Here is a 22474-nt window from a genome sequence, read left to right as displayed (position 1 = left end):
ATGCCCGGGGTGCTGGGCGCGGTTACGACGATACGCGATCTCATAAGCAATCGCACGCATATCTTCACAAAATGTCATACGTTACGCTTTCGTTGTACGGAGGCGATTTCAGTGAAGTACGCTTCAAGAGACTGTGCGTGCGCGTGCCAGTCGTGCCTCTGTGCGTATGCACGCGCAGAGCTGCCAAGCGCCTCAGTCGCCTCGGTGTCGCGCACCGTGTGGGCCATCGCCTGAGCCCAGTGAAGCGCATCGCGCCCGCTCACGAGCACACCGCTCACACCTTCGCTGACAGATTCGACGAGACCGGTGGTGTGAGCGGCGATCACGGGGGTGCCCGATGCCGCCGACTCGAGCGCGACGAGACCGAAGGTTTCAGAGTGCGAGGGAATGAGGGTCACGGTGCTCTCGCGCATGAGGCGAGCCGCGCCCTCTCGAGACTGGGCCGGCAAGAACCGAATGTCGAGCCCCGAGGCGCCCGCCCGCTCTTGGAGCGCTGCCAAGAAAGGCTCCTGCCCCGGCGTCGCCTGACCCGCGACCGTGAGGCTTGCCCCCCGCGCGAGCTCGGGCTCGAGCTGAGCGAAGGCAATGAACGCCTCGACGGCGAGATCCTGCCCCTTGAGGGGCTGTACCCGCCCGATGACAAGAAATGCCGCGCCGCGAGCGGCTTCGTCTCGACGCCTTGGCGCTGTGCTTGTGCCTGCCCCACTTTTCGCCTCCGGCCCCGACCGTTCGGGAGGCGCGGGAGGAGTCTCGCTCTCCGGTGAAAAGAGGCGTGTGTCGACGCCGGGGTGAATGATCCGCGATGTGATTGGCGCCCCGCCAGGGCTGCAGTAAGCCTCGGTGATCGCCGCGAGCTCGCTCCTACTGCCCGCGACGAGCGCGGTCTCGGAGACGAGCCGGCGCTCTGCGTCGAGCCGGGAACCAGGCTCGGGTGCGTCGGCGGCCGCGCGGTGCGCGTTCTTCTGTGCGCCAACCGTGTGCAGAGTTGTCACGACGGGAGCGTGCCCCGCCTCGAGGGCCGCAATGCCGCTCAGCCAGTAGTGTGCGTGCAGCACATCGACCTCGCCGAGCAGCGGGTGCGCGGCGAGTGCCCGGCCAAACTCGCGGGTATGCGCGTGGAGCGCTTGCTTCTTGAGGCCAGGGTCGCCCACCTCGAACGCGACAACCGTAACGCTCGAATCGCTGGAGAGTGGAAAAGTACCCGCGGGCTGCCTGAGCGATGCCCTGGTCGCGATCGTGACCTCGTAGCCGAGCGCCTCGAGTGCGAGAGCAGCCTCGCGCACAACGACGTTGAGACCGCCCGCGTCGCCCCCACCCGGGGTTTCGAGGGGAGAGGTGTGCAGAGATACGAGCCCGATGCGCATGCCTCAAGTGTAGGCAAGTGAAGGGCGCCAGTGGTCGACCGGAGTCTATACAGTAAACCGCCCAAGAGCTACAGTGAATACGTAAGAACCATTTTTTGGAACGAGTAATTAGGGGGAACGCGATGACGTATGTAACGCCGTCAGAAGAACAGCGTATTCATGAGACATCGAGGTTTTTGTTCGGGACCGCGGGGCTCATCGCGATCGTGATGGGCCTGCTCATCCTTATCTGGCCAGACAAGAGCGGCAAAACCGTCATGACCGCGGTCGCCGCGATTCTCGGCTTTTGGGTGCTCGTCAACGGTGCGATCAACATTGGCGTCGGCTTCTTCTCGAAGAGCCGCGGCGGTTGGGCGCGCACCGGCTACACCCTGCTCGGCGTGCTCTTCATCATCGGTGGCATTGCGATCCTTTCGAACCTCATGTTCGCCGCGCTCACGGTCACCGTCTTCATCGCGATCACCGTTGGTGTGCTGTGGATCATTGAAGCGTTCGTCTCATTTGCGTTCGTCGGCAAGACCGATCACAAGGCAATCACCATCATCTCGGGCATCTTGAGCCTCATCGCCGGTATCGTGCTCGTCATGAGCCCGCTCTACAGCGCGGTTATTCTGTGGTGGGTACTCGGCGTCTCGCTCGTTGTGCTCGGCCTCATTCAGGTCGTTCGCGCGATGCGCGCTAAGACGCTCGGAGGCCACGTGCTCTAGTCACGTGGCATTCGCCAGCATCGCCTCGGCCCCGTTCCTGTGAAAAGGTGCGGGGCCGAGGCGTTTTTCTGCTAGAATCGACGTTTGTTCGTCTGTTTTTCTGGGCGAGCACTGCATATATACCCTCCTGCTACAGAAACGCTGTAGCCGAAGAGTCCGAAGGAGGTGGGTCAATAATGCATCCATACGAACTCATGGTGATCCTTGATCCCGGAGTTGATGAGCGCACTGTCGCTCCGACGATGGAGAAGTTTCTCACGGTCATCACCGCTGACGGTGGCGTCATCGAGAACACCGATATCTGGGGCAAGCGTCGCCTGGCCTACGAGATCGATAAGAAGAACGAAGGCATCTACGTCGTCGTGAACTTCACGGCAACCCCCGCAGCAACCGCTGAGCTTGATCGTCAGCTCGGCCTTGCAGAGTCAATCATGCGCACGAAGGTTCTCCGTGCAGACGAGCTCATCGCTCAGCGTGGTGCCCAGGCGGCACGCGACGCAGCGAAGGCAGCTCGCGCAGCAGCGAAGAGCGCCTAACCATGGCAGGCGAGACCGTTATCACGGTGATTGGCAACCTCACTGCCGATCCCGAGCTGCGTTGGACCAACAATGGCGTCGCTCTCGCATCGTTCTCAGTAGCATCAACCCCCCGCGTGTTCGACCGCAAGGCGAACGAGTGGCGTGACGGCGAGGCATTGTTCCTGCGCTGCACGGTGTGGCGCGAAGCTGCAGAAAACGTTGCAAACACTCTGACGAAGGGCACCCGCGTCATCGTGACCGGTTCACTTCGCCAGCGTAACTACGAGGTTGAAGGCCAGCGCCGCACCTCGTACGAGCTCGACGTTGACGAAATTGGCCCATCGCTCCGGTACGCGACCGCACAGGTCACGCGTACCCCGCCCCGCGGTGGCGCGGGCGGCGGAGGCGGTTTCGGTGGCGGTCAGCAGCAGCAGGGCGGCGACAACATGTCGGCGCCTCAGCAGCAGCAGACTCAGTCAGACCAGCCCTGGGGGCGCGGAGCTTCGTCGAACGACGGTTGGGCAAACCCCGGCCAGTCATTCGACAACGAAGCACCTTTTTAAGCATTGTTTTGGGGGCTCGTCCCCTGAATTCTCACGAAAGAAAAGTACATGGCAGGCAAGGCAAGCGGCGCAGGCCGCAAGGGTCGTGGCAAGAACGTAAAGCCCGTCGCACCCGCAAAATCAATTACCGTCGGTGTTATCGACTACAAGGACATTGCGACTCTTCGCAAGTTCGTTTCAGAGCGTGGCAAGATTCGCTCACGTCGCATCACTGGTGTTTCAGTCCAGGAGCAGCGTCTCATCGCAAAGGCAGTTAAGAACGCCCGCGAGATGGCCCTTCTCCCTTACTCCGGCTCAGGCCGCTAGGGGGCACTCACATGGCAAAGGTTATTCTTACCAATGAAGTTCAGGGTCTCGGCTCAGCCGGCGACGTCGTTGAGGTCAAGAACGGTTACGCACGTAACTACCTTGTTCCCCGCGGATTCGCTGTTGCTTGGACCCGTGGCGGCGCATCGCAGGTTGCTGACATTCGTGCAGCACGCGAGGCACGTGCCATCGCAAACCACGAAGACGCAGTAGCGCTCAAGCAGAAGCTCGAGGGCGAGAAGATTCGTCTCATCGTCAAGGCTGGCGTTGGCGGCCGTCTCTTCGGCTCGGTTAAGCCCGTAGCTGTTGCAGACGCTGTACAGTCGCAGGGTCTCGGCGAGATCGACAAGCGCAAGGTGACGCTTCCCGTCATCAAGACGACTGGCGAATACAAGGCCGTCGCACACCTTCACGATGGTGTCGACGCGAAGCTCACGCTTCAGGTCATCAGCCAGCGCTAAGGCGCTCATCGCACGCACACAGCGGCCGGTTCCCCTCGGGGGCCGGCCGCTGTGGCGTTTCGGGGCGTTTCTGTGGTGTTTCTGGCGCGACTCTGTGGCTTTCGGGCGGCGCTTGTGGTGGTTGCGACGGTTGTGGCTGCTTGGCGTTCACTTCGGGCTGGTTTTGGGCTGGTTCTGGATCCACTTGACGAAAAGCAGGGTGTTTCGGCGAAAACACCCTGCTTTCTGTCAAGTAAACCCCAAAAACGCGTGCACGAGCCCCGGGGCCGGCCCCGGCCGAACTGCGGCAGCCCCCTACCGCACCCCTACATCAAGGTGTTCACCGTTCACAGGCAGCGCAGCGAGCGGCGTAAACGTCATCGGCAGCCCATCGGCGAGCATCGCCCGCGGGTGATCCTGCAGCTGCGCGTGCACGTGCGGCTCAGAGCTGTTGCCGGTGTTGCCGCACGAGGCGATGCGCTGCCCCGCAGTTACGCGGTCGCCCGCCCGCACGAGCACAGACCCGCGCTGCAGGTGCGCGACGGTCGCGTAGACGCTCCGACCGCCCGTTCCCTCGGCGCGAATCGTCACGTAATTGCCGAGCAGCCAGCGCGTGCCGCCGAGCTGCCGCACAAAGCCCTCCGCTATGAGCCAGAGCAGCGAAAGGTGCGAAGAGCGGGCACGGTGATCGCGCCTGGCCCTGTGCACAGCCACAACCTCGCCGCTCACCATCGCATACACTGGTTGGCCGAATGCGGGGTAGGCCTGCGTCTCGCGAAAGGCCGGCGACCCGAACTCGGGGCGAGTCGCCGCGGGTTCGGGAGTGGGCAGAGAGGGCAGCGGATCCGCCACGAGATCGACCGCATACGCCTGACCCCAGAGCCGAACCCCGTGGCTCGGCACGGCAGACGACGGGCCGTTGAGCACGAGCCAGCGGCCCGTGACGGGTGGGGTGACCGATATCGCTTCGCCGGCTGGCTCTGCGATGAAGCGGCGCAGGGCAGTGAGTGCGAGTGCGAGGGCGAGGGCAGTGACGCCAGCGAGTGCGATGACGGTTCGGGCAGGGCGCGGAACGAGTGACGAGGGCGCGAATGCGAGCCCGAGCAGGAGGGCGCAGGCGAGCAGCATCATGGGGTAGCGACGGCGGTATAGCACGCGTGTGGGGATTCTCATGCGTTAGGCCTCGGCGATCAGCGCGAGCAGCGGCACGACCTTGGCTGGCGGCACCTCGTAGTGTGCCCGGCCGGTCTGCTGTACCCAGCCCGCTGCGACGAGCTGGCGCAGGTGGTGGTGCAGTTGGCCGGTCGTGCCGAGCGCCTCGAGTTCGGCGAGTTCGCTGGTGAGGCGCGATCCGCTGAGTATTGCCCTGAGTATTTCGAGACGAACGGGGTTGCCGAGGGCCGCGAGGGCACTTGCCCGGTGTGACCAGTCGAGCTCGAAGAGCTGCTCGGTTCCGCTCGTGACCTGCCAGGCAATGGGTTCACCCGTGGGCAGCGAGAGTGAACCCGCCACGAGTACAGCGCCCTGTTTGGTGAGCGGGTGCTCGGGGCGGCTAGCGGCGAGAGTGTTGAGGGCCCAGAACGTGTCTGCATCGTGAGCCCGGGCATGCACGCCGTCGTGGGCTGAAGCTGGGGGAGTTGGGTCCGCAGCTTCGAGGGCGTCGAGGCGTTCGAGTACCGAGTGCAGCGTCGCCGTGAGCTCGGCGATTGAGGGCGTCGACTTCACCGGGCTTGCGGCTTCGGCGTCGATTGGGGCGGATGAATCGCTCGCGTTCGTCATTAGTACGATAGTACGTAATAGCGTATCTAAACGCAAGGCTTATCTACGATTGTCGGTGGCATGCGCTATACCTAGAGATATGCATGATCCAGAATATCCCGGTACGGCCACGGCAAGCAGGCGAGTCCTCGCGCCAGATTTGGCACGTGGAATGATGCTGTTATTCATCGCCCTGGCCAATGTTTCAGGGCATGTGTGGGGGCGTGAGCTCAGTTCCTATTCGCTTCACCCCGCGGCAGAGGGCGGGCTCGACCGGGCGCTCTCTGCGTTCGCGTTACTCTTCATTGACGGCCATGTTTACCCGATGTTTGCGTTTCTCTTTGGGTACGGAATTACGCAGTTTGCACAGTCGCGCATCGCTCGAAATGTTTCGCCGAACGAGGTCGGTTCGATGTTGCTGCGCCGTCATCTGTGGCTCTTCGTGTTTGGCGCCGTGCACGCACTGCTCCTGTTCTCGGGCGACATTCTGGGCGCATACGCACTCACGGGGCTTATCGTCGCACCGCTGCTCTTGCGGGGCAGTGAGAAAACATTGCGCGTGCTCCTCATCGTGAGCGGCAGCATCATTGCTGGCTCCATGCTTCTTCTCGCGGGGGTGTTCACCATGGTCTCGCTCGCCGCTCCCGGCGTGTTTGATGTCGCGCAGAGCGGCCAACTCGACGTCGACGCTGAAATCTTGGCTGGCACGACCCAGGGCTACGGTGCAACGATGCTGGTGCGGTTGGGCGTCTGGCTGCTGGCAACCTTCTTCTCGGTCGTCAGCCTCATCATTCCTTTTGCGGTGTTGCTCGGTGGCTATGCGGCACGCTATCGCTTCCTTGAGGGGCACACGCTGCGCCTCACCATGCAGCGCGTGGCGCTCTGGGGCATCGTCATCGCGACAGTGCTCTCGCTGCCAGCGGCGCTCATGCACCTCGGTGTACTCGATCTCGGAACCATGGGCGGTACGGCGGTCATGCTCCTTGCGCAGCTCGGCGGCATCGGGGGTGGCCTGGGCTACGTGGCACTCTGCGGGGTCATTGGTGCGAAGCTGCAGGCAAAGCCGCTCGGACACGTGACGGCCGCAATCGCAGCCGTCGGGAAGCGCTCGCTCAGCTGCTACCTGTGGCAGTCGCTCATCTTTGCACCGCTCTTGGCGCCGTGGGGCTTCGGCCTCGGGTCGGCGGTCAGCACCAGCGACGCATTCGCGATCGCGATCCTCGTGTGGATCACGTCGCTCATCGCCGCAGTAGTTCTCGAGCGGCGTCAGCTCCGAGGCCCGGCCGAGGCTATTCTGCGCAGGCTGACCTACGGTCGTGTCGAAAAGGCGTGATGCGAGCGGGCGAACGCGGGTGCGGTTACCGCAGCCGCTCACCCGCCGTGACCGCCACGTCGAGGGTGTTCTCGGCGATGGGCACGGGGCACGAGACGTAAGGAGTCAGTGAGCAGGGCATGCTGTAGGCGTAGTTCCAGTCGACGATGATCTCGGCTGGCTCAGTGACATCGGTGATCTCGAGCTCGATCATGCGGCCATTGCCGTGGGTCTCGGCTCCACTGGTCGCGTCGCGAAAGTGCGTGAAGGCGCGGCCGGGCGTGCCAAAGACGACAAGCTGTTGAGGCGCCAGACCGTCGCCGAGCGTGAAGCTCAGGGTGCCGATGCTTCGCACGATATCGATGACGCCCTCTGCGAGGGTTTCGCGCACCACCTCGGTGGCCGCGTGGGGCTCGAAGTGGGCCGGGATGCGCCAGGCGGCGTCGTAGTCGTAGCTCGTGATGGGCAGCGTCTCTGCCGTTGCCGCCGATCTGGGATCGCGCACGCGCACGGCATAAATATTGCCGCCTGATGGCGTTCGGCGAACGATCGTCTCGACTTCTCGTTCGCCGGAGAGGATGAGTTGCGCCTCGGGATGCCCGCCCATGAGATATCGGCCGTTCTCGATGACGGTGGGCCTGGTGATTGGAGCGCCCTGCACCGTGAGCGGCGGGGCGGTGGCGGCGTCGATAGCGGTGTTGCCTGCGATCGCGGCTGGGTCGGGGGTGTACGTCACTTCGCCATGGTGTGCGCTCCACCGGCCCGGGAGATCGGGGAGCGTGATATCGGTCGAGCCATCGGGAAGCCAGTGTTGAGCAATTGGCGCACTCCAACCGTACGGGTGTGTCAGATCGGCGTGTCGGGCGTGGCGCCACACCCTCCAACGGGCGTGAAGATGTTCATCGAATGACATTGAACGTTCCCTTCTGCGTTACCTCTCTACCCTACGCGGGAGTGGGATCGAGGGTGTTTATGTCACGAAAAATGACGTGGAAAACCCCCTCAAAAAAGGCCTGTAAAGCACCTCTTACCCCCTCTTTTCTCCACAGTCAAGTCAGCGGTTTAAGGTTGAACCTGTGGTTAAAGGTTCTTGTTGTGCACAGCACAAGAACACCAAAATCCCAGGTCAGGGCATCAAAGATTTTTTGAACAAAAAACTTATACACAGTTACTAACAGCTTGTGTGAATAAAGTACCCACTGTATTGGTGCCTTATGCACATAGTTATCCACAGGTGAGAAAACGGCGAGTTGATCAACCGCCTGAAAGTGCCTACGGTTGTGTCAGTAGTTTCGGCAATACTCGTGATTGTCGTTCACGAAGCATTCACTGTTCGGAGGCCCCATGTCACTCGCGCACATCAGCGCTACAGACCCGTCGCAAGGCTCCTTCGAACAGGGGGCTGAGCGCACACCGCCGCACGATTTGCTCGCTGAGCAGAGTGTTCTCGGCGGCATGATGCTCTCGAAAGACGCTGTTGCCGACGTGTACGGCTTGCTGCGCGGCGCTGACTTTTACGTGCCAAAGCACGAGGTGATCTATGACGCGATCATGGATCTCTACGCGCACGGCGAGCCAACCGATGAGATCGCGGTCTCAGACCAGCTGACCAAGCTCGGCAATCTGCAGCGTGCCGGTGGCGTTGCCTACCTGCACTCGCTCACCGCGGTCGTGCCCACCGCGGCAAACGCGGGCTACTACGCCGAGATCGTCGGCGACAAGGCGCTCTTGCGCAGGCTCGTTGACGCGGGCACCCGCATCGCCCAGATGGGTTACTCGGGGGAGGGCGAGGCCGTCGACCTGCTGAATAACGCGCAGGCCGAGGTGTACAACGTTGCCGGTGGTAGCGCTGGCGAAGACTACGTGCCGTTGTCGCTTGCCATGGATGATGCCGTGGCCGAGATTGAACGCGCCGGCACGCTCGAAGACGGTATGACCGGTGTTCCTACCGGGTTCCAGGAGCTCGATGAGCTTACGAACGGTTTTGGCGGCGGCCAGATGATCATCATTGCTGCTCGTCCCGCGATGGGTAAGTCGACGCTTGCGCTCGACGTGGCGAGGGCCGCATCGGTGGGTCACGGCGCTGCGACGGTGTTCTTCTCACTCGAGATGGGTCGCGCCGAGATCGCGACGCGTATGCTCGCCGCTGAGGCCTCGATTCCTATGCAGGTGCTGCGTAAGGGCAACCTTGAGCCGCGTGACTGGACGAAGCTCGCTGCGACGCAGAGCCGTATTCACGACGCGCCGCTGTTCATCGACGACAGCGCCAATATGACGCTCGCTGAGATCCGCGCGAAATGCCGCCGGCTGAAGCAGACCGATAACCTGCGCATGATTGTCATTGACTACCTGCAGCTGCTCACGAGCGGTAAGAAGGTTGAGAGCCGTCAGCAAGAGGTCAGTGAGTTCTCGCGTGCGCTCAAGCTGTTGTCGAAAGAGCTCGATGTGCCGGTCGTGGCCCTGTCGCAGCTGAACCGTGCTTCTGAGCAGCGTGCTGATAAGCTTCCCGCGATCAGTGACCTGCGTGAGTCGGGCTCACTGGAGCAGGACGCCGATATGGTGATCTTGCTGCACCGTGAGGCGGTTCACGAGAAAGATCACCCGCGTGCTGGCGAGGCAGACTTTATTCTCGCGAAGCAGCGTAACGGCCCCACGGGTACCGTCACGGTCGCCTTCCAGGGCCACTTCTCGCGCTTTCAGGATATGCCGAGCGGCATCTAGCCGGGCGGCTCAGCGCCCGGTCGCGAGTTCGGTGAGGCCGAAGCCCTGGCCGTGCAGAATGAGGGTCAGGACCTGGCGGTCTTCGCTGTGCATGACGCCCGAGACGAAGCGCGAGAGCGCGTGGTCGAGGGTGAGCGCGCCTGCGCTGCGTGAGACCTTGCGCACGATCGACACGAGCGTGCGGGGTGCAATGACTGACTCTTCGAGACCCGGGCGCCCGTCAACGGCGTGCTCGGTACTCACGTAGTCGCTGAAGCCCTCGGCCTGCGAACCGGCAAAAACCTGTTGGCTCACGAAGGCTACGCGGGCCACCCGCTCGAGGAGTTCAGACGACATGCCCGGGAGCAGGCGCCCGTCGGCTCCGCTCGCTGCGGCCGAGGCGAGCAGTAGGTTTTCGGTGGGGGTTTCATGAAAGCTGCGCTGCGCGTCGGGGTAGAGCACCCTGAACGTGTTGGCCCCGAAGCGGTTCACGAGCTCGGCGCTCAGCTGTTCGATGCCGCGGTAGCGTCTGCGCGACTGCTCGTTGGCCGTGGCCAGAATGACGAAGCCCTCGGCGATGCGAACCTGGGCGCCTGCGTTTTCTTGCACGCTGAAGCGGTCGCCGGGCCCGAGCTGCAGAATACGGTTGAGTCGCTTCAAGAACTCGGGCGGCATCGCGTTGATCTCGTCGAGAATGATCGGCTTTCCGAGCGTCATTGCCCGCACGAGCGGCCCGGGAACGAACTCGGTGAGCGTTGCCCCGTCGACGGCCCGCAGCTCGTGCGTGCCGATGACCTGTGCGCTCGTGATGTCGCCGTAGCCCGACACGAACTCTGGCTCGCCGGCTACGGCCGTGCGGGCGAGGTGCTCGGCAAGCGCGGTTTTTGCCCCACCCGTCTCACCGATGAGCAGGAGCGGATCGCCCCTGTGCAGCACGGGTACCGCCTCGGTGATGATGTCTCGCATCTGGTCGGTGACGAGAAGCCCCTGGCTGAGTTCGCTGGTCGCCCGCTTGAGGGTGATCTGGCCGAGTGCGCGTGCGACAGCTTCGGGGTTGGCGGCCTCGGCGCTGAGGGTGTGAGCTGCTTCGCTTGCTTCGGGGAGCGATGTTGCACGTGGAACATCGCTTGCGAGTCGGCGCCGTTCGGCGGGTGTGAGCACTCGGTCGCTCGCGGCCGCGAGCTGGCGTACCTCGTCTTGGCCTTGCGAGCGAGCGCGCGAATCGTCTTCAAGTTTGTGCAGGGCGATGGCTTGGCGAAGGGCGGTCAGGTGCTCGTCGAGTGCGGGAGCCAGCATGTCGTGGTGATCGCGCCACAACGCGTTCCAGCGTGCGGCGGTAACGGCGAGCTCGCGGAGGTGCTCGCGTACCGGCGCGGCAAACGGCGCGTGCGGGAGCTCTGTGGCCTGGTCGTGGCTTGTCGCTTCAGTGCTTCTGAGCGCCGAGGCGATGGCGCCTCGCAACTGCTCAGCCTGCTCGGGGGTCACAGCGTGGCCAGAGAGGGTGCGCTGATCGCGCACCGCAGCACGTCGAATGACCCGAAGAGCCTCGGCGAGTTCGAGGGCTTCGAGAAGAACCGGATTGGCTTGAGCTGACACCATGCGGTCACGTTAGCACGGGGCACCGACAGAGTGAGGCCTGTGGGGAACGACGGTGTCGCGCCGCCTGCGATGTCGGTGGCTCTCGATACAGTGTGATCATGACAGAGGGTGTTCATACAAGGGTTACGGCGGCTGCGAAGCTGCTCGGGGTCTCGGTTCAGGTGACCGAGGCCGATGCCTGGGGTGTTCACGAGGGCGCAGTCGTGGTGGGCACGAGAGCATACGGCGCTCTGGGCGCCGAGCTGAGCGACGATGCGCTTACAGCACTCATCATGCTCGACCTCTGGGTCGTGGGTCGGCTGCCGGTCGGCGCAGAGCGCAGAACGCAGCAACGCGTGACGCTCGGTGCGACGCGCCCCGAGGTCGAACCGTTGCTCGTGACGCTCGACCGGCTCCAGGCGGCGGGCGAAATGCTGACCGCCTTTCCTGGCTTTCGCGCGGGCCTCGAGGTCAGTACGGCAGCAATGCTCGCACGCGACCTGAGTGAGGCGACAGCCGACCTGCAGTGGCTTGCGCTGCTGCTCGGTGATGCGCTCTCGCCAAACGCGACGGTTGCGGTGAGCGGCGAGGTGCTCGAGGAGCGCATTGGTGCTGAGACCCTGTGGGTTGCGATGGCCCCACTCGCCGACCCGCATCCCGAACAAACCTTTGCGCGGTTGCTCGCTCTGACGCTCGACCCGTACGAGCGGTTGCTCGCCTCGCGCTCGAGGGGCCTCGCGACCCACGGTGAGCATGCAGAGCGGCAGGCTTCTGAGGGCGACATCGGTAGTGAAGGGTTTGAGCAGGGCGGCGAGGGCGACGAAGCCGACGCCGTACAGGGTGACGCGGGCTCGGCCTCAGAAGATGCGAGCGCGCAAGAGGGAAACGAGCAGGCAAGGGCCGGCGAAGGCCCAGAACAGGCCGAGGGCGCTGACCTCTTTGAGGCGCAGAAGGCGGGTGAGGTGAAGGCGATGCTCGACACCCCAATGCCGTTGTCGAGCGAAGCCGCGAGGGCGCTCTCTGAGTGGGAGGCGAGCGGTGCCGAGGCGCGAGGCCAGGGCGGTCAGCGAGAGTCTGTCGCTGCTGCGAGGGCGCTCGGCCAGGTGCGGCTTGCGACCTACCGAGAACGCGTCGCGTCGCGGGAAAGCGACATTGAGGCGCTCCGTGCGGTGTTTGAGCAGCTGATCGCCGAGCGAAAAACGCCGCTCAGGCGAGAGAGCCGGGTTGCTGAGACGCAGGGCGAGACGCTCATGCGGCAGGCGCTCCCCGGCGCCGTCGCCGAGGCGCTCTCGGGTGTTGCGAGGCCCAGAGCCTATGCCCGCAGGGAGCGCGTCATTCGACGCCGTGAAGAGCCCGGCAACCTCGACATCGTGCTGCTCATCGATCGCTCGGGCTCAATGCGTCATGTGGCTCCGGTCGCCGCCGACGCCGCTCTCGTCGTCATTGAGGCGCTCGCCGCGGTAGCGAGAGACGTTGAGACCGAAGAACGCCGCCTCGGTATCGACCTCGATATGCGGCTTCGCACCGGGCTCATCGTGTTCGACGCTGAGCCCGTGCTCGTCAAGCCGCTTGCGGCCGCAAACGACGATGCTTCGCGAGCGAGGCTCCTTGGCGAAGCACTGAGTTCAAGCGGCGGCACGAACGATGCACGAGCCCTCGAACTCGCAATGCGTGAGCTCGGCATCGAGCGGGCTACGGGTGGTACCGAGCGCCAGCGCCTCGTCATCGTCATCTCTGATGGCGGCTCAGACGACGAGCTCGCGGCCAGGGCGCTCCTGCAGCACATGCGAGCGCGCGGGGTCACCGTCTTCGGTCTCGGCATGCGCTCAGATGAGCTTGTCGCCAGGTATGCCCCGACCGCCCAGCGGGTTGACGACGCCCGAGACCTCGCCGGGGCCCTCGAACGCCTCATCATCGACGCGGCGACGTGACCGTGGCAGGCAGCGAGCAAGTCTGGCAGTGGGCAAGTGATGAGGCGGCAGTGAGAAGATGGTAGGCATGGTGGTTGAAGAACGCGTGCTCTCAGAGCCAGAGCGGCACCGAGACGGCGTGCGCCTCGCCGGGCTCCTCGGCGGCCCAACGACGCAGGCGCTCCTCGCGGCAGATCGCGCGGGCGTCGCGAATCCCGCAGCGCGCATCGCCGAACGGCTCGACGCGAAGGCCGAAACCCTGACCGTTCCGGGCGGGGCGTTCGAGGCGCTCGGCCTTGATGACCTGGCCGAGCCGATCCGCCAACGAGTGTGGCGTGCCTTCGCCGATGCCGAGGCGCTCTGGCCCGAACTTGAAACGCCAACGGTCGCGCACTGGACCGAGCAGGGCCTCGACCTTGGCGCGCTCGCGGCGAGGCTCGAAGCCGATGATCAGCTCGAGGTCGTGCTCACGCCGCTCGGCCAGGGGAGCGAGCAGTGGAGCGCGGCCTTCGACCGGTGCGAGGGCGCCCCCAAGCTCACCCTCTCGAGCGAGATCGTCGCAGAGTTTCAGCTGCTCGAGTGGCCCATCGCGGCCGACGCCGCCGAGGGTAGCGGGGCCGAACGCTCGGCAAACACCCGCGTCAGCGTCGCCGCAACCTTCTGGTCGCTCGCGGTGGTGCCAGGAGGCCAAGCGCCACCACTGCTCGGCCAAAACCACCGGCATGGGCCGCACCCGAGGCTCGCCGAAATGCTCACCCTGCAGCTCATGCGGGCCAGGCGCGGCGGCGAGTACGTCGACGCCCGCACCTTCACGTGGATCGCCGGCCGGCTCGGTGAAGGGCGCCTCGCGGCGAGGCACGTATACGACGAACACGAGCACTCCATTCGGGTGAGCACGCGCGAGTGGGCACAACAGGGCCCGCACCAGGGCGCGAGGCCGCCGCTCCTGCCCCCAAATTTTGCCGAAACCGCGCACAAAAACCGGTGACGTTGCGCACAGGCGCCAGTACGGTGAAGCGGCTACAATAAGAAGTTGGAATTCAAGCAGTGTCTCTGTAGGGAGGTGGCTAGACATGGCAGGAAGCAATATCGCAGACCTCGCGGTGGCTAAGCAGCGCACGACCGTTCGCAATAATCTTTTCGTACCGGCAATTGTCTTGCTGCTCACCGGCTTCGCGGTGACCTTCACGCAAGAGATGCACGACCAGCTGGCATTTAACCGGTGGATCGTCGCGGTATTCGGCATCGTCTACGGTGTCGCGCTGGCAGCCACGAGCAAGGCCGCGGCCGAAACCGCACAGCGCCCGCTCACCCTGGCACTCGCAGCGCTCGCGGTCGTCACCGGTATCGCTGCGCCATTCATGCCAAGCACCGCGGCACTCTCGATGCTCCTGCTCGTGTGGGCGTCACTCACCACCATCGCCTCAGTGTGGCAGTGGGTACAAACACGCGAGGGCGAGTTTCTCACCGTCGCGCTCGTTGCCGGGCTGCTCGCATTCATTCTCGCGTTTGCCGCGCGAGGTCTTCCCGCAGTGATGGGCTTTTTTGCCGCCTACTGCATCATCGTTGGGGTGTACCTCGGTATCGCCGCCTTCGATCGCACTGCCAAAGCAGCTGCGCCTGAAGTGCTCTAAGCACTCCTACGCACGCACTCTCACGGAAAACGGATCATGACGCACGAAGAACAGCACCAGCCCATCTCACCATCGAAGAAAGATCGCTTGCGCCCAGCCGAGCTGCTCGGTCTCTCGGCGGTTCTCTCGGTGTTTGCAACCCTCGTGATTCTCATGGCGACCCGAGACATCAAGCTCGCGCTCATCTGCTTCGTCATCGCGTTCATCGTCTGCCTCGTCGTCTTCGCACTCGCGGGCCTCGGCATGAAGCCAAACCCCGAAGACGTTGAGGCGCGCAAGAGCATCGACGACGCACACGAGTAACGAGCCGCCGCGGGCAAGCGTTCACCGCTCCCGCACCTCACGCTCAACGACAGAGGGAGCCTTCCACGGATGGAAGGCTCCCTCTGTCGTTTGCGCACAGCACACACCGTGGGATGAACGGTGACTGGTGCCACGGCCCTGATCTCTAGGAAACATCACCAACCCGCGCGCCCGCGCATTTGGTAGCTTGTGAGGGAGCGCTGGCCGGGGCTAGAGTAGTACCGAGCGAGTGATCGGTCGGCAGCGCTGTTGCCGCACGATCGGCCTTCCACAGGCCGCCTGCTCGACCGTGCAACGGGCATACGGCCGCGGCGCATGAGCAAGAAGATGCACCCTCAACGACGATGGAGTTTCACATGACACACAGTACCCCCAAGCCGCTGGAAGGCAAGGTGGCAATCGTAACCGGAGCGAGCCGTGGCATTGGCCGCGCCATCGCTGAGCGGCTCGTAGCCGATGGCGCGAAGGTGTGCATCACCGCCCGCACCGAAGAGACGCTCACCGAGGTGGCGAGTGCCTTGCCAGAGGGCAGCGTCATGGTCGTGGCAGGCAAGTCAGACGATGCCGAGCACCGCGAGGCCGTGATGCAGCAGATCGCCGCGAAGTGGGGTCGGCTCGATATTCTCGTCAACAACGCGGGCATCAACCCCGTCTACGGCAAGCTCATCGACATCGATCTCGGCGCCGTGCGCAAGCTCATCGAGGTGAACGTCGTGTCGATGCTCGCCTGGGCGCAGGCCGCCTACCACCACGAGGGGCTCGGCTTCGCTGAGCACGGCGGTTCGGTCGTGAACCTCTCGTCGGTCTCGGGCCGCACCCCCTCGCCAGGCATCGGCATGTACGGCGTGACGAAGGCCGCGGTCATGCACCTGACGACCACGCTCGCCGCCGAGCTCGGCCCCGAGGTGCGCGTGAACGCGGTCGCTCCGGCCGTCGTCAAGACTGATTTCGCGAAGGCGCTCTACGAGGGGCGCGAAGAAGAGGTCGCGGCTGCGTACCCGGCGAAGCGCCTGGGCACCCCCGAAGACATCGCGGGAGCCGTCGCCTACCTCGTCTCGCCCGACGCCTCGTGGGTCACGGGGCAAACGCTCGTGCTTGATGGCGGGCTGCTCGCTGCGGGAGGTGCGGCATGAGCGCGGCAACGAAGGCAAGCATGCTTCCCGAACCCTACGAGACGCTGCGCCTCAAGACGCGCGCCTTCATTCGCGACGTCGTCATACCAGCCGAGCCGAAGCCTGGCACGACCCTGACCGAGGCCACGCGCCGCGACCTCATGAGCAAAGCCAAAGCGGCGGGCGTGTTTGCGCCCCACCTTGCGACTGAGTACGGCGGCCAGGGGGTGCCGCTCGAGCACTGGCCGGCGATCTTCATCGAGGCCGGCTACTCACCCATCGGCCCCGCCGTGCTCAACTGCATGGCGCCCGACGAGGGCAATATGCACATGCTCGAGCTCATCGCGACCGACGAGCAGAAGGCGCGGTATCTCGTGCCGCTCGGGTCGGGCGACGTGCGCTCGTGCTTCGGCATGACGGAGCCGCACCCGGGGGCCGGCTCTGATCCGCTCGCATTGCAATCGACCGCGGAGCGAGTCGACGGAGGCTGGCGGATCAACGCGCACAAGCGCTTCATCAGCGGGGCCGAGGGCGCGGCGTACTGCATTCTCATGGCGCGCACCGAGGCCTCGGCCGACGAGGGTTTTCCCGCGGGAGCCACGATGTTTCTCATCGATATGGATCACCCCGGGGTGCGGCTTGGCAACCCGATCAACGCGATCGATACCGCGATTGCGGGCGGCCACCCGCACGTGTACTTCGAAGACTGCGTGGTGACCGACGACGCGGTGCTCGGGGCTCCGGGCGAGGGCTTTGCCTACGCGCAGGTGCGGCTTGGGCCGGCCCGGCTCACGCACTGCATGCGCTGGCTCGGTCTTGCGAAGCGCGCGCAGGACATCGCGCTTGACCGCGCGGCGAGGCGTGAGATGTTTGGCTCGCAGTTGCGCGAGCTCGGTATCGCGCAAGAGATGCTTGCGCAGTCTGAGATCGACATCGCGACCTCAGAGGCGATCATCGACCGCACCGCGGCCATGCTCGAACACGACCCGAAGGCCGGCGCGGCGCTCTCCGGCATCGCGAAGGTGCACTGCGCCGATGCGATCGGCCGCATCATCGACCGGGCAATTCAGCTGTGCGGTGGCGATGGCGTGACCGACGCGCTGCCGCTCGCCTCGTACGCGAACGAGGTGCGCCCGTTTCGCATCTATGACGGATCGAACGAGACCCATAAGTGGGCCATTGCCCGCCGCGCCTCGTCTCGCAGGCGCCGTGAGGTTGAGGCCGGGGCTCTGCCGCTTGACACCGTCAACGAGCACGGCAACGATATTTGGGGGCAGCAATGATCACGACTCCAGACGGAACAGAGGTCGTTGCAACGCTTGAAGACGCGGCCGGGCTTGCGATGCCGCCGCTGCTCATCGTCGATCGGGTCACGAAGTTTCTCGACGAGCGCGGCATTGGCGAGGGCCCGATTGCGTGGCAGCGCATTGGTGACGGCCAGTCGAACATCACCTACCTCATCGAGCGGGGTCAGACCAGGGTCGTGCTGCGCCGCGGCCCGAGGCCGCCGCTGCCCAAATCGACCCACGACATGATTCGCGAGGCGACGGTGCAGCAGGGGCTGCACCGGGTGGGCGAGCCGGTGCCGAACATTCTCGCGGTGTGCGAGGAGGTCTCGGTGCTGGGCGTCCCGTTTTACGTCATGGAGTATCTTGAGGGCGTCATTCTGCTCGACGAGACGCCCGGGTTCTTTGACACGGTCGCGGGCAGGCGCAAGGCGTCAGAGGCGCTCGTCGATACGCTCGTGGGGCTGCACGGCCTTGATCTCGAGCGGGCGGGACTCGCCTCGTTCGGCCGCGCCGACGGCTATCTTGAGCGCCAGGTCAAGACGTTCACGGGGCTCGCGGGCCAGGTATCGCAGCGCGAGCTGCCGCTCATCGGCGAGCTCTCGCGCTGGCTTGAGGCGAACCGACCGGCGACGCAGCGGCCCGCCCTGGTGCACGGTGATTACCGCTTCGGCAACGTCATGTTTGAGCCCGCTGGTGACCCGCGAGTGCTTGCGGTGCTCGATTGGGAGATGGCGACGCTCGGCGATCCGCTCGCTGATCTCGGCTACCTCACGGTCACCTACAGCGACCCGACCTCGCAGGGCACGGTCATGGAACTCACGAGCGCAACGCTCGAAGAGGGGTACCTGAACCGCGCCGAGATCGCCGAGCGTTACGCCGCGGGCACGGGCCTCGACGTGAGCGACCTGCCCTGGTATCAGACGCTCGCGCTTTGGAAGTCGTCGGTGTTTCTCGAGGCGATTTACAGCCGCTGGCAAGCGGGGGAGCGACCCGGTGACGACTTTGCGCACACGCTCGAGTTCGAGGTGCCGCGCGTGCTCGAGTGCGCTCAGGCGATCACCCGATAACGAGCTCGGAGGGGCGCAGCGGCGCCGCGCGCTACCGAACGAAGCGCGCGGTGTCGCGGCAAATCTCGGTGTACACCGCCACGAGCTCGTCGACGCTGAGCTCGCCACTTGGCCGAAACCACTGTGCGACGCCGAGGCAAATGTGGGTGATCGCGCGTGCCACGTGGCGGGGCTCTTCGGCCTGGAAGATGCCCTCGGCCGTGCCGTCGACGACCGCGTCGGTGATGAACTGTTGCACGCCCCTGCGCGCCTCAATGTGCGCCTCTCGGGGGCCTGGCTTGAGGGAGCGAATTTCGCTGTAGGTCACGAAGGCGACGGCGCCGAACTCGGCGTGAAACTCGAGCAGGCAGGCGACGAGGTTGTCGAAGCGTTCGAGTGTGGTCGTCGCCGCGTCGCGCGCCTTCACGAGGGCGGTGTGCAGCTCGATCATCGAGATCTCGCAGAGCTTCTCGAGCAGCGCCGCCTTCGAGGGGTAGTGGTGGTAGAGGCCGGGAACCGACAGGCCCGCCTCGCTCGCGATTTCGCGAATCGAGGTGCCGTGAAAGCCGTTCTTCGCGAAGCAGGTGAGAGCGGCGTTGCAGCAGGTGTCGAAGACGATTGGCTGCGGAAAATGGGGGTCGGTCATGTGTGCCAGAATTGCACGCCGGGCCGAATTGCGCAACTGCGCCAGGCGAGGGCTTTTGTGCAGTGGGGGCTTGCTCTCTCGCGCAAAGCGTGGTTATATTACCTGTACCGAGCGAGTGATCGGTCGGGAGGGAAGTCGGGGGCCTGATTCCCCCGCGCACGTATTGGTTGCACCGAGAAGGATCAAGGATGATCGAAACTCTGGAACGCTGGCATCAGTGGTACCCCGAGCACGTCACGCCGGGGCTCGACATTGCCCACGAAACGCTCACCGAGGCCTGGGCGAAGCGCGTGAAGCGCGACCCCGAGGGTGCTGCGCTCAGATACTTCGAGGCCGAGTACTCGGCCAGGACGGTCGACGAGACCGCCGATGCGCTCGCGGCGGGGCTGCAGGGCCTCGGCGTGGGCCAGGGCGATGTCGTCGGCATTCAGCTGCAAAACATTCCGCAGTTCTCGCTCGTAGAGCTCGCCCTCTGGCGCATCGGTGCCGTGGCGCTCGTGCTCAATCCGATGTACAAGCAGCGCGAGCTCAGCACGATCCTCGCCGACGCTGAGCCCGTGGGTGTGATCGGGGCCGAGGGCACCATTGAGCAGACGATGCGCGAACTCGGCGAGCTCGCCCCGGGCTGGGTGCTCACGACGCGCGAGTACGAGGTGCAGGGCCGTCAGGGGCGTCGCCCAGGCGAGCTTGGCAGGCCAGTCGAGGGGGCGCTGCCTGAGACCGACCTCTTCGGGCTCATCGAACGAAACCGTGGCGCGAAGCCTGCGCCGGCGCACGTGAACGCCGCAAGCCCCGCCCTGCTTACCTACACCTCGGGCACGACGGGTGCGCCGAAGGGCGCGGTCGCGACGCACCGCAACCTGCTCGCGACGGCAGAAGCGACCAGGCAGTGGCTCGGTGTTCAGCAGGGCGAGCGGGTGCTTGCCGTCGCACCGCTCTTTCACATCACCGGCGCCGTCGCGACGGGCGTCATGGCGCTCGTCTCGGGCGCCGAACTCGTGTTTATCGGCCGGCTGAAGCCGGAGTACTTTCTTGAGGCGATTGACGACTACGGGATCCACCATATTTGTGGTTCGATCACGGCCTACAACGCGCTGCTCGACCTGCCGCACGGGGGCGCCCGCGAACTGCGCTCACTGCGCACCGTGTTCTCGGGCGGCGCACCCGTGCCGCCGCGCACGGTCGAGCGCTTTGCCGAGCGCTTCGGCCACTACATTCGCAACATCTACGGCATGACCGAGACCGCTTCGGCGTGCATCGCGGTGCCGCGCGACCGTGAGGCCCCGATCGACGAGGCCACGCAAACGCTCGCGATCGGGGTGGCGCTTCCCGGCGTGCGGGTGCGCGTTCGCGAAAGCGCGGGGCGCATCGCGCAGGCCGGCGAGCTCGGTGAGCTCGAGATCAAGGGCCCGAGCGTCACGGCCGAGTACCTCAATAAGCCAGAGGCCACGGCTGAGACGATCGTTGACGGCTGGCTGCGCACGGGCGACATTGCCTGCATCGACGAGGCGGGGTGGGTGTACCTCATTGACCGCAAGAAAGACCAAATCAACGTGTCGGGTTACAAGGTGTGGCCGCGCGAGGTCGAAGACGTGCTGTACGAGCACGAGGCGGTGCGGGAGGCTGCCGTGATTGGCCGGCCACACCCGTACAGCGGCGAAGAGGTCATCGCCTTCGTCTCGCTGCAGTCGGACGCCAGGGCCGAAGAAGCCGAGATTCAGGCGCACGTCAAGGCCAGGCTCGCGAGCTACAAGACCCCGCGCGAGGTGCACATTTTGCCCGACCTACCGAAAACGGCAACCGGAAAGATCCAACGTCTCGCGCTGCGCGAGTGACCACGCGTGCAGGGCGAAGGGAGCCCCGCACGATCAACCGAACACCATGTGGAGTGCACAACGAGGTGCGCCACCGTCAACGATTGCAAAGGAGCAGTTCAGTGACAACCGTTTCAACCGAGGTGCGCGAGCCCTCAGCCAAGCACACCGTGAGTGCTGCACATAAAAAGTCGATGATCGCGAGCAGCGTCGGGCAGGTGCTCGAGTGGTATGAGTGGAGCGCCTACGCCGTGTTCGCGCCGTTCATTGCCGCGATGATGTTTAATCCAGAGAACCCGGTCTCGGCACTGCTCGCGACCTTCGCGGTGTTTGCGGTCGGCTTTCTCATGCGGCCCCTCGGCGGCCTCGTGTTCGGCGTCATCGCCGACCGCAAGGGCCGCAAGTTCGTGCTCGTCACGACGATGCTCTCGATGGCGATCGCCTCGGTCGCGATTGGCCTCATGCCCTCGTACGCGCAGATCGGCATCTGGGCCTCGGTCGGGCTGCTCGTCGCCCGCATGATTCAGGGCTTCGCCCACGGCGGCGAGTCGGCCACCGCCAACTCGTACGTCGCCGAGATCGCCCCGAGGCACAAGCGCGGACAGTGGGGCAGTGTCGTGTTTATCGCGATCTTTGGCGGCACGATCATCGCCTACTCGCTCGGCGGCGCGATCACGAACGTGCTCGATGAGTCGGCGGTTGCGGCGTGGGGCTGGCGCATTCCGTTTCTGCTGGGTGCCGTGCTCGCCGTCGTGGCGCTCTGGCTGCGACGCGGCATGATCGAGTCTGAGGTCTTTGCCGAAGAGGCCGTTGAGGCGCTGCTCGAAGACGACGGAACCCCCGCGACCCAGCACACCGCGACCGCGATCGCTGGCCGCCCGAAGAGCCAGCTGCGCTCGGTCCTGCTGCTCATCGCGATGGTCACGGGCATCACCGCGGCGCACTACACCTGGAGCTCGTACGTTTCGACCTACGCGATTGTCGAGCGGGGCATGCCGACGCAGTCGGCCTACTGGGCCATCGTGCTCGCGCAGGTGATCGCCTGCGTGGCGCTGCCGTTCTGGGGCAAGCTCTCAGACCGCATCGGCCGCAAACCGATGCTGTACGGCTTCGCGATCGCGATGGCCATCGCGCAGTTCCCGCTCATGAGCCTCATTAACGATCAGGCGTGGACCCTGTTTGTCGCCTCGGCGGTCGCACTGCTCATCGTCGGCGCCGCGGGCTGCCTGCTGTCGAGCTACATGTCAGAGATTTTCCCGACCGCCACCCGTACCCGCAACATCGGCATCGCCTACGGCTTCTCGGTCGCGGTGTTCGGTGGATCGGCGCCGTACCTCAACCAGTTGTTCAACAGCCTCGATCTCGGCTGGCTCTCGAGCGTGTACGTGATCGTGCTGTGCTGCGTGACCTTCTTCGCGGTCACGCGCCTGCCCGAGACCCGCGGTATCGACCTGAGCAAGGTATAGCGGCGGAT

Annotated in this window: 22 protein-coding genes; 16 read left to right on the top strand and 6 right to left on the bottom strand. The window is 64.8% G+C overall.

The genetic code is table 11. The features are described 5' to 3' along the window. Nucleotides 1-74 precede the first annotated feature (74 nt). Nucleotides 75-1364, bottom strand: a complete 1290-nt coding sequence (locus JSO19_RS06535) for a glycosyltransferase (protein WP_270910548.1) — start codon at nucleotides 1362-1364, stop codon at nucleotides 75-77. A gap of 122 nt (nucleotides 1365-1486) precedes the next feature. On the opposite strand from JSO19_RS06535, the gene JSO19_RS06530 reads away from it, so the two are divergent. The 5 genes from JSO19_RS06530 to rplI all read left to right on the top strand — a co-directional run bounded on the left by JSO19_RS06530 (nucleotide 1487) and on the right by rplI (nucleotide 3919). After that, the gene (locus tag JSO19_RS06530; RefSeq protein WP_270910546.1) at nucleotides 1487-2071 is read left to right on the top strand and encodes an HdeD family acid-resistance protein; all 585 of its coding nucleotides are present in this window, start codon (nucleotides 1487-1489) and stop codon (nucleotides 2069-2071) included. A 176-nt stretch (nucleotides 2072-2247) separates the two neighbouring features. After that, a complete protein-coding gene (gene rpsF, locus JSO19_RS06525; RefSeq protein WP_217133134.1) occupies nucleotides 2248-2607 on the top strand; it encodes a 30S ribosomal protein S6 in 360 nt (119 codons plus the stop codon). A gap of 2 nt (nucleotides 2608-2609) precedes the next feature. Then, complete coding sequence (locus JSO19_RS06520; protein WP_217133131.1) at nucleotides 2610-3152, top strand: single-stranded DNA-binding protein; 543 nt, start codon at nucleotides 2610-2612, stop codon at nucleotides 3150-3152. 48 nt (nucleotides 3153-3200) lie between these two features. Next, nucleotides 3201-3458, top strand: coding sequence for a 30S ribosomal protein S18 (gene rpsR / locus JSO19_RS06515; protein WP_217133125.1), 258 nt, complete (start codon nucleotides 3201-3203; stop codon nucleotides 3456-3458). A gap of 11 nt (nucleotides 3459-3469) precedes the next feature. After that, entirely contained in the window at nucleotides 3470-3919 is a 450-nt protein-coding gene (gene rplI / locus JSO19_RS06510) for a 50S ribosomal protein L9 (protein WP_217133123.1), read from the top strand. Nucleotides 3920-4213: 294 nt separating this feature from the next. On the opposite strand, the gene JSO19_RS06505 is transcribed toward rplI, so the two are convergent. After that, a complete protein-coding gene (locus tag JSO19_RS06505) occupies nucleotides 4214-5071 on the bottom strand; it encodes a M23 family metallopeptidase (RefSeq protein WP_270910544.1) in 858 nt (285 codons plus the stop codon). Nucleotides 5072-5074: 3 nt separating this feature from the next. After that, a complete protein-coding gene (locus JSO19_RS06500) occupies nucleotides 5075-5677 on the bottom strand; it encodes an ArsR/SmtB family transcription factor (RefSeq protein ID WP_270910543.1) in 603 nt (200 codons plus the stop codon). A 151-nt stretch (nucleotides 5678-5828) separates the two neighbouring features. On the opposite strand from JSO19_RS06500, the gene JSO19_RS06495 reads away from it, so the two are divergent. Continuing rightward, complete coding sequence (locus tag JSO19_RS06495) at nucleotides 5829-6989, top strand: DUF418 domain-containing protein (protein ID WP_270910542.1); 1161 nt, start codon at nucleotides 5829-5831, stop codon at nucleotides 6987-6989. Between the two features lie 25 nt (nucleotides 6990-7014). Here the strand turns inward: JSO19_RS06495 and JSO19_RS06490 are convergent, their stop codons facing one another. Next, nucleotides 7015-7704: a DUF1684 domain-containing protein gene (locus JSO19_RS06490; protein ID WP_270910541.1), complete on the bottom strand. Its 690-nt coding sequence runs from the start codon at nucleotides 7702-7704 to the stop codon at nucleotides 7015-7017. Nucleotides 7705-8312: 608 nt separating this feature from the next. Between JSO19_RS06490 and dnaB the strand changes: the two genes are divergently transcribed. After that, nucleotides 8313-9689: a replicative DNA helicase gene (gene dnaB / locus JSO19_RS06485; RefSeq protein ID WP_270910540.1), complete on the top strand. Its 1377-nt coding sequence runs from the start codon at nucleotides 8313-8315 to the stop codon at nucleotides 9687-9689. A gap of 9 nt (nucleotides 9690-9698) precedes the next feature. On the opposite strand, the gene JSO19_RS06480 is transcribed toward dnaB, so the two are convergent. Then, complete coding sequence (locus tag JSO19_RS06480) at nucleotides 9699-11267, bottom strand: AAA family ATPase (RefSeq protein ID WP_270910539.1); 1569 nt, start codon at nucleotides 11265-11267, stop codon at nucleotides 9699-9701. Nucleotides 11268-11365: 98 nt separating this feature from the next. Here JSO19_RS06480 and JSO19_RS06475 point away from each other — a divergent pair, with 98 nt between their 5' ends. The 7 genes from JSO19_RS06475 (at nucleotide 11366) to JSO19_RS06445 (ending at nucleotide 18561) form a co-directional block, all read left to right on the top strand. Next, complete coding sequence (locus JSO19_RS06475; RefSeq protein WP_270910538.1) at nucleotides 11366-13177, top strand: VWA domain-containing protein; 1812 nt, start codon at nucleotides 11366-11368, stop codon at nucleotides 13175-13177. Nucleotides 13178-13244: 67 nt separating this feature from the next. After that, entirely contained in the window at nucleotides 13245-14144 is a 900-nt protein-coding gene (locus JSO19_RS06470) for a hypothetical protein (protein ID WP_270910536.1), read from the top strand. An 85-nt stretch (nucleotides 14145-14229) separates the two neighbouring features. Beyond that, nucleotides 14230-14790, top strand: a complete 561-nt coding sequence (locus tag JSO19_RS06465; protein ID WP_270910535.1) for a hypothetical protein — start codon at nucleotides 14230-14232, stop codon at nucleotides 14788-14790. A 36-nt stretch (nucleotides 14791-14826) separates the two neighbouring features. Next, nucleotides 14827-15093: an ABC transporter ATP-binding protein gene (locus JSO19_RS06460; RefSeq protein WP_270910533.1), complete on the top strand. Its 267-nt coding sequence runs from the start codon at nucleotides 14827-14829 to the stop codon at nucleotides 15091-15093. A 356-nt stretch (nucleotides 15094-15449) separates the two neighbouring features. After that, entirely contained in the window at nucleotides 15450-16226 is a 777-nt protein-coding gene (locus JSO19_RS06455; RefSeq protein WP_270910531.1) for an SDR family oxidoreductase, read from the top strand. Continuing rightward, on the top strand, nucleotides 16223-17488 hold the full coding sequence (locus JSO19_RS06450; protein WP_270910530.1) for an acyl-CoA dehydrogenase family protein: 1266 nt from the start codon (nucleotides 16223-16225) through the stop codon (nucleotides 17486-17488). Before JSO19_RS06455 ends, JSO19_RS06450 begins: the two co-directional genes overlap by 4 nt. Further along, nucleotides 17485-18561, top strand: a complete 1077-nt coding sequence (locus JSO19_RS06445; RefSeq protein WP_270910528.1) for a phosphotransferase family protein — start codon at nucleotides 17485-17487, stop codon at nucleotides 18559-18561. Before JSO19_RS06450 ends, JSO19_RS06445 begins: the two co-directional genes overlap by 4 nt. Nucleotides 18562-18592: 31 nt before the next feature. Here JSO19_RS06445 and JSO19_RS06440 read toward each other — a convergent pair whose 3' ends face one another. After that, nucleotides 18593-19186 (bottom strand): TetR/AcrR family transcriptional regulator, encoded by a 594-nt coding sequence (locus JSO19_RS06440; RefSeq protein ID WP_270910526.1) that lies wholly within the window; start codon nucleotides 19184-19186, stop codon nucleotides 18593-18595. A 188-nt stretch (nucleotides 19187-19374) separates the two neighbouring features. On the opposite strand from JSO19_RS06440, the gene JSO19_RS06435 reads away from it, so the two are divergent. Further along, nucleotides 19375-21021, top strand: a complete 1647-nt coding sequence (locus tag JSO19_RS06435) for a class I adenylate-forming enzyme family protein (protein ID WP_270910524.1) — start codon at nucleotides 19375-19377, stop codon at nucleotides 21019-21021. A 101-nt stretch (nucleotides 21022-21122) separates the two neighbouring features. Continuing rightward, nucleotides 21123-22466, top strand: a complete 1344-nt coding sequence (locus JSO19_RS06430; protein ID WP_270910523.1) for an MFS transporter — start codon at nucleotides 21123-21125, stop codon at nucleotides 22464-22466. Nucleotides 22467-22474 lie beyond the last annotated feature (8 nt).

The organism is Leucobacter sp. UCMA 4100, from assembly GCF_027853335.1.
Classification (GTDB): Bacteria; Actinomycetota; Actinomycetes; order Actinomycetales; family Microbacteriaceae; genus Leucobacter_A.
The sequence above is the reverse complement of the archived record's forward strand: the minus strand, read 5'-3'. Positions and strand labels throughout refer to the sequence as shown.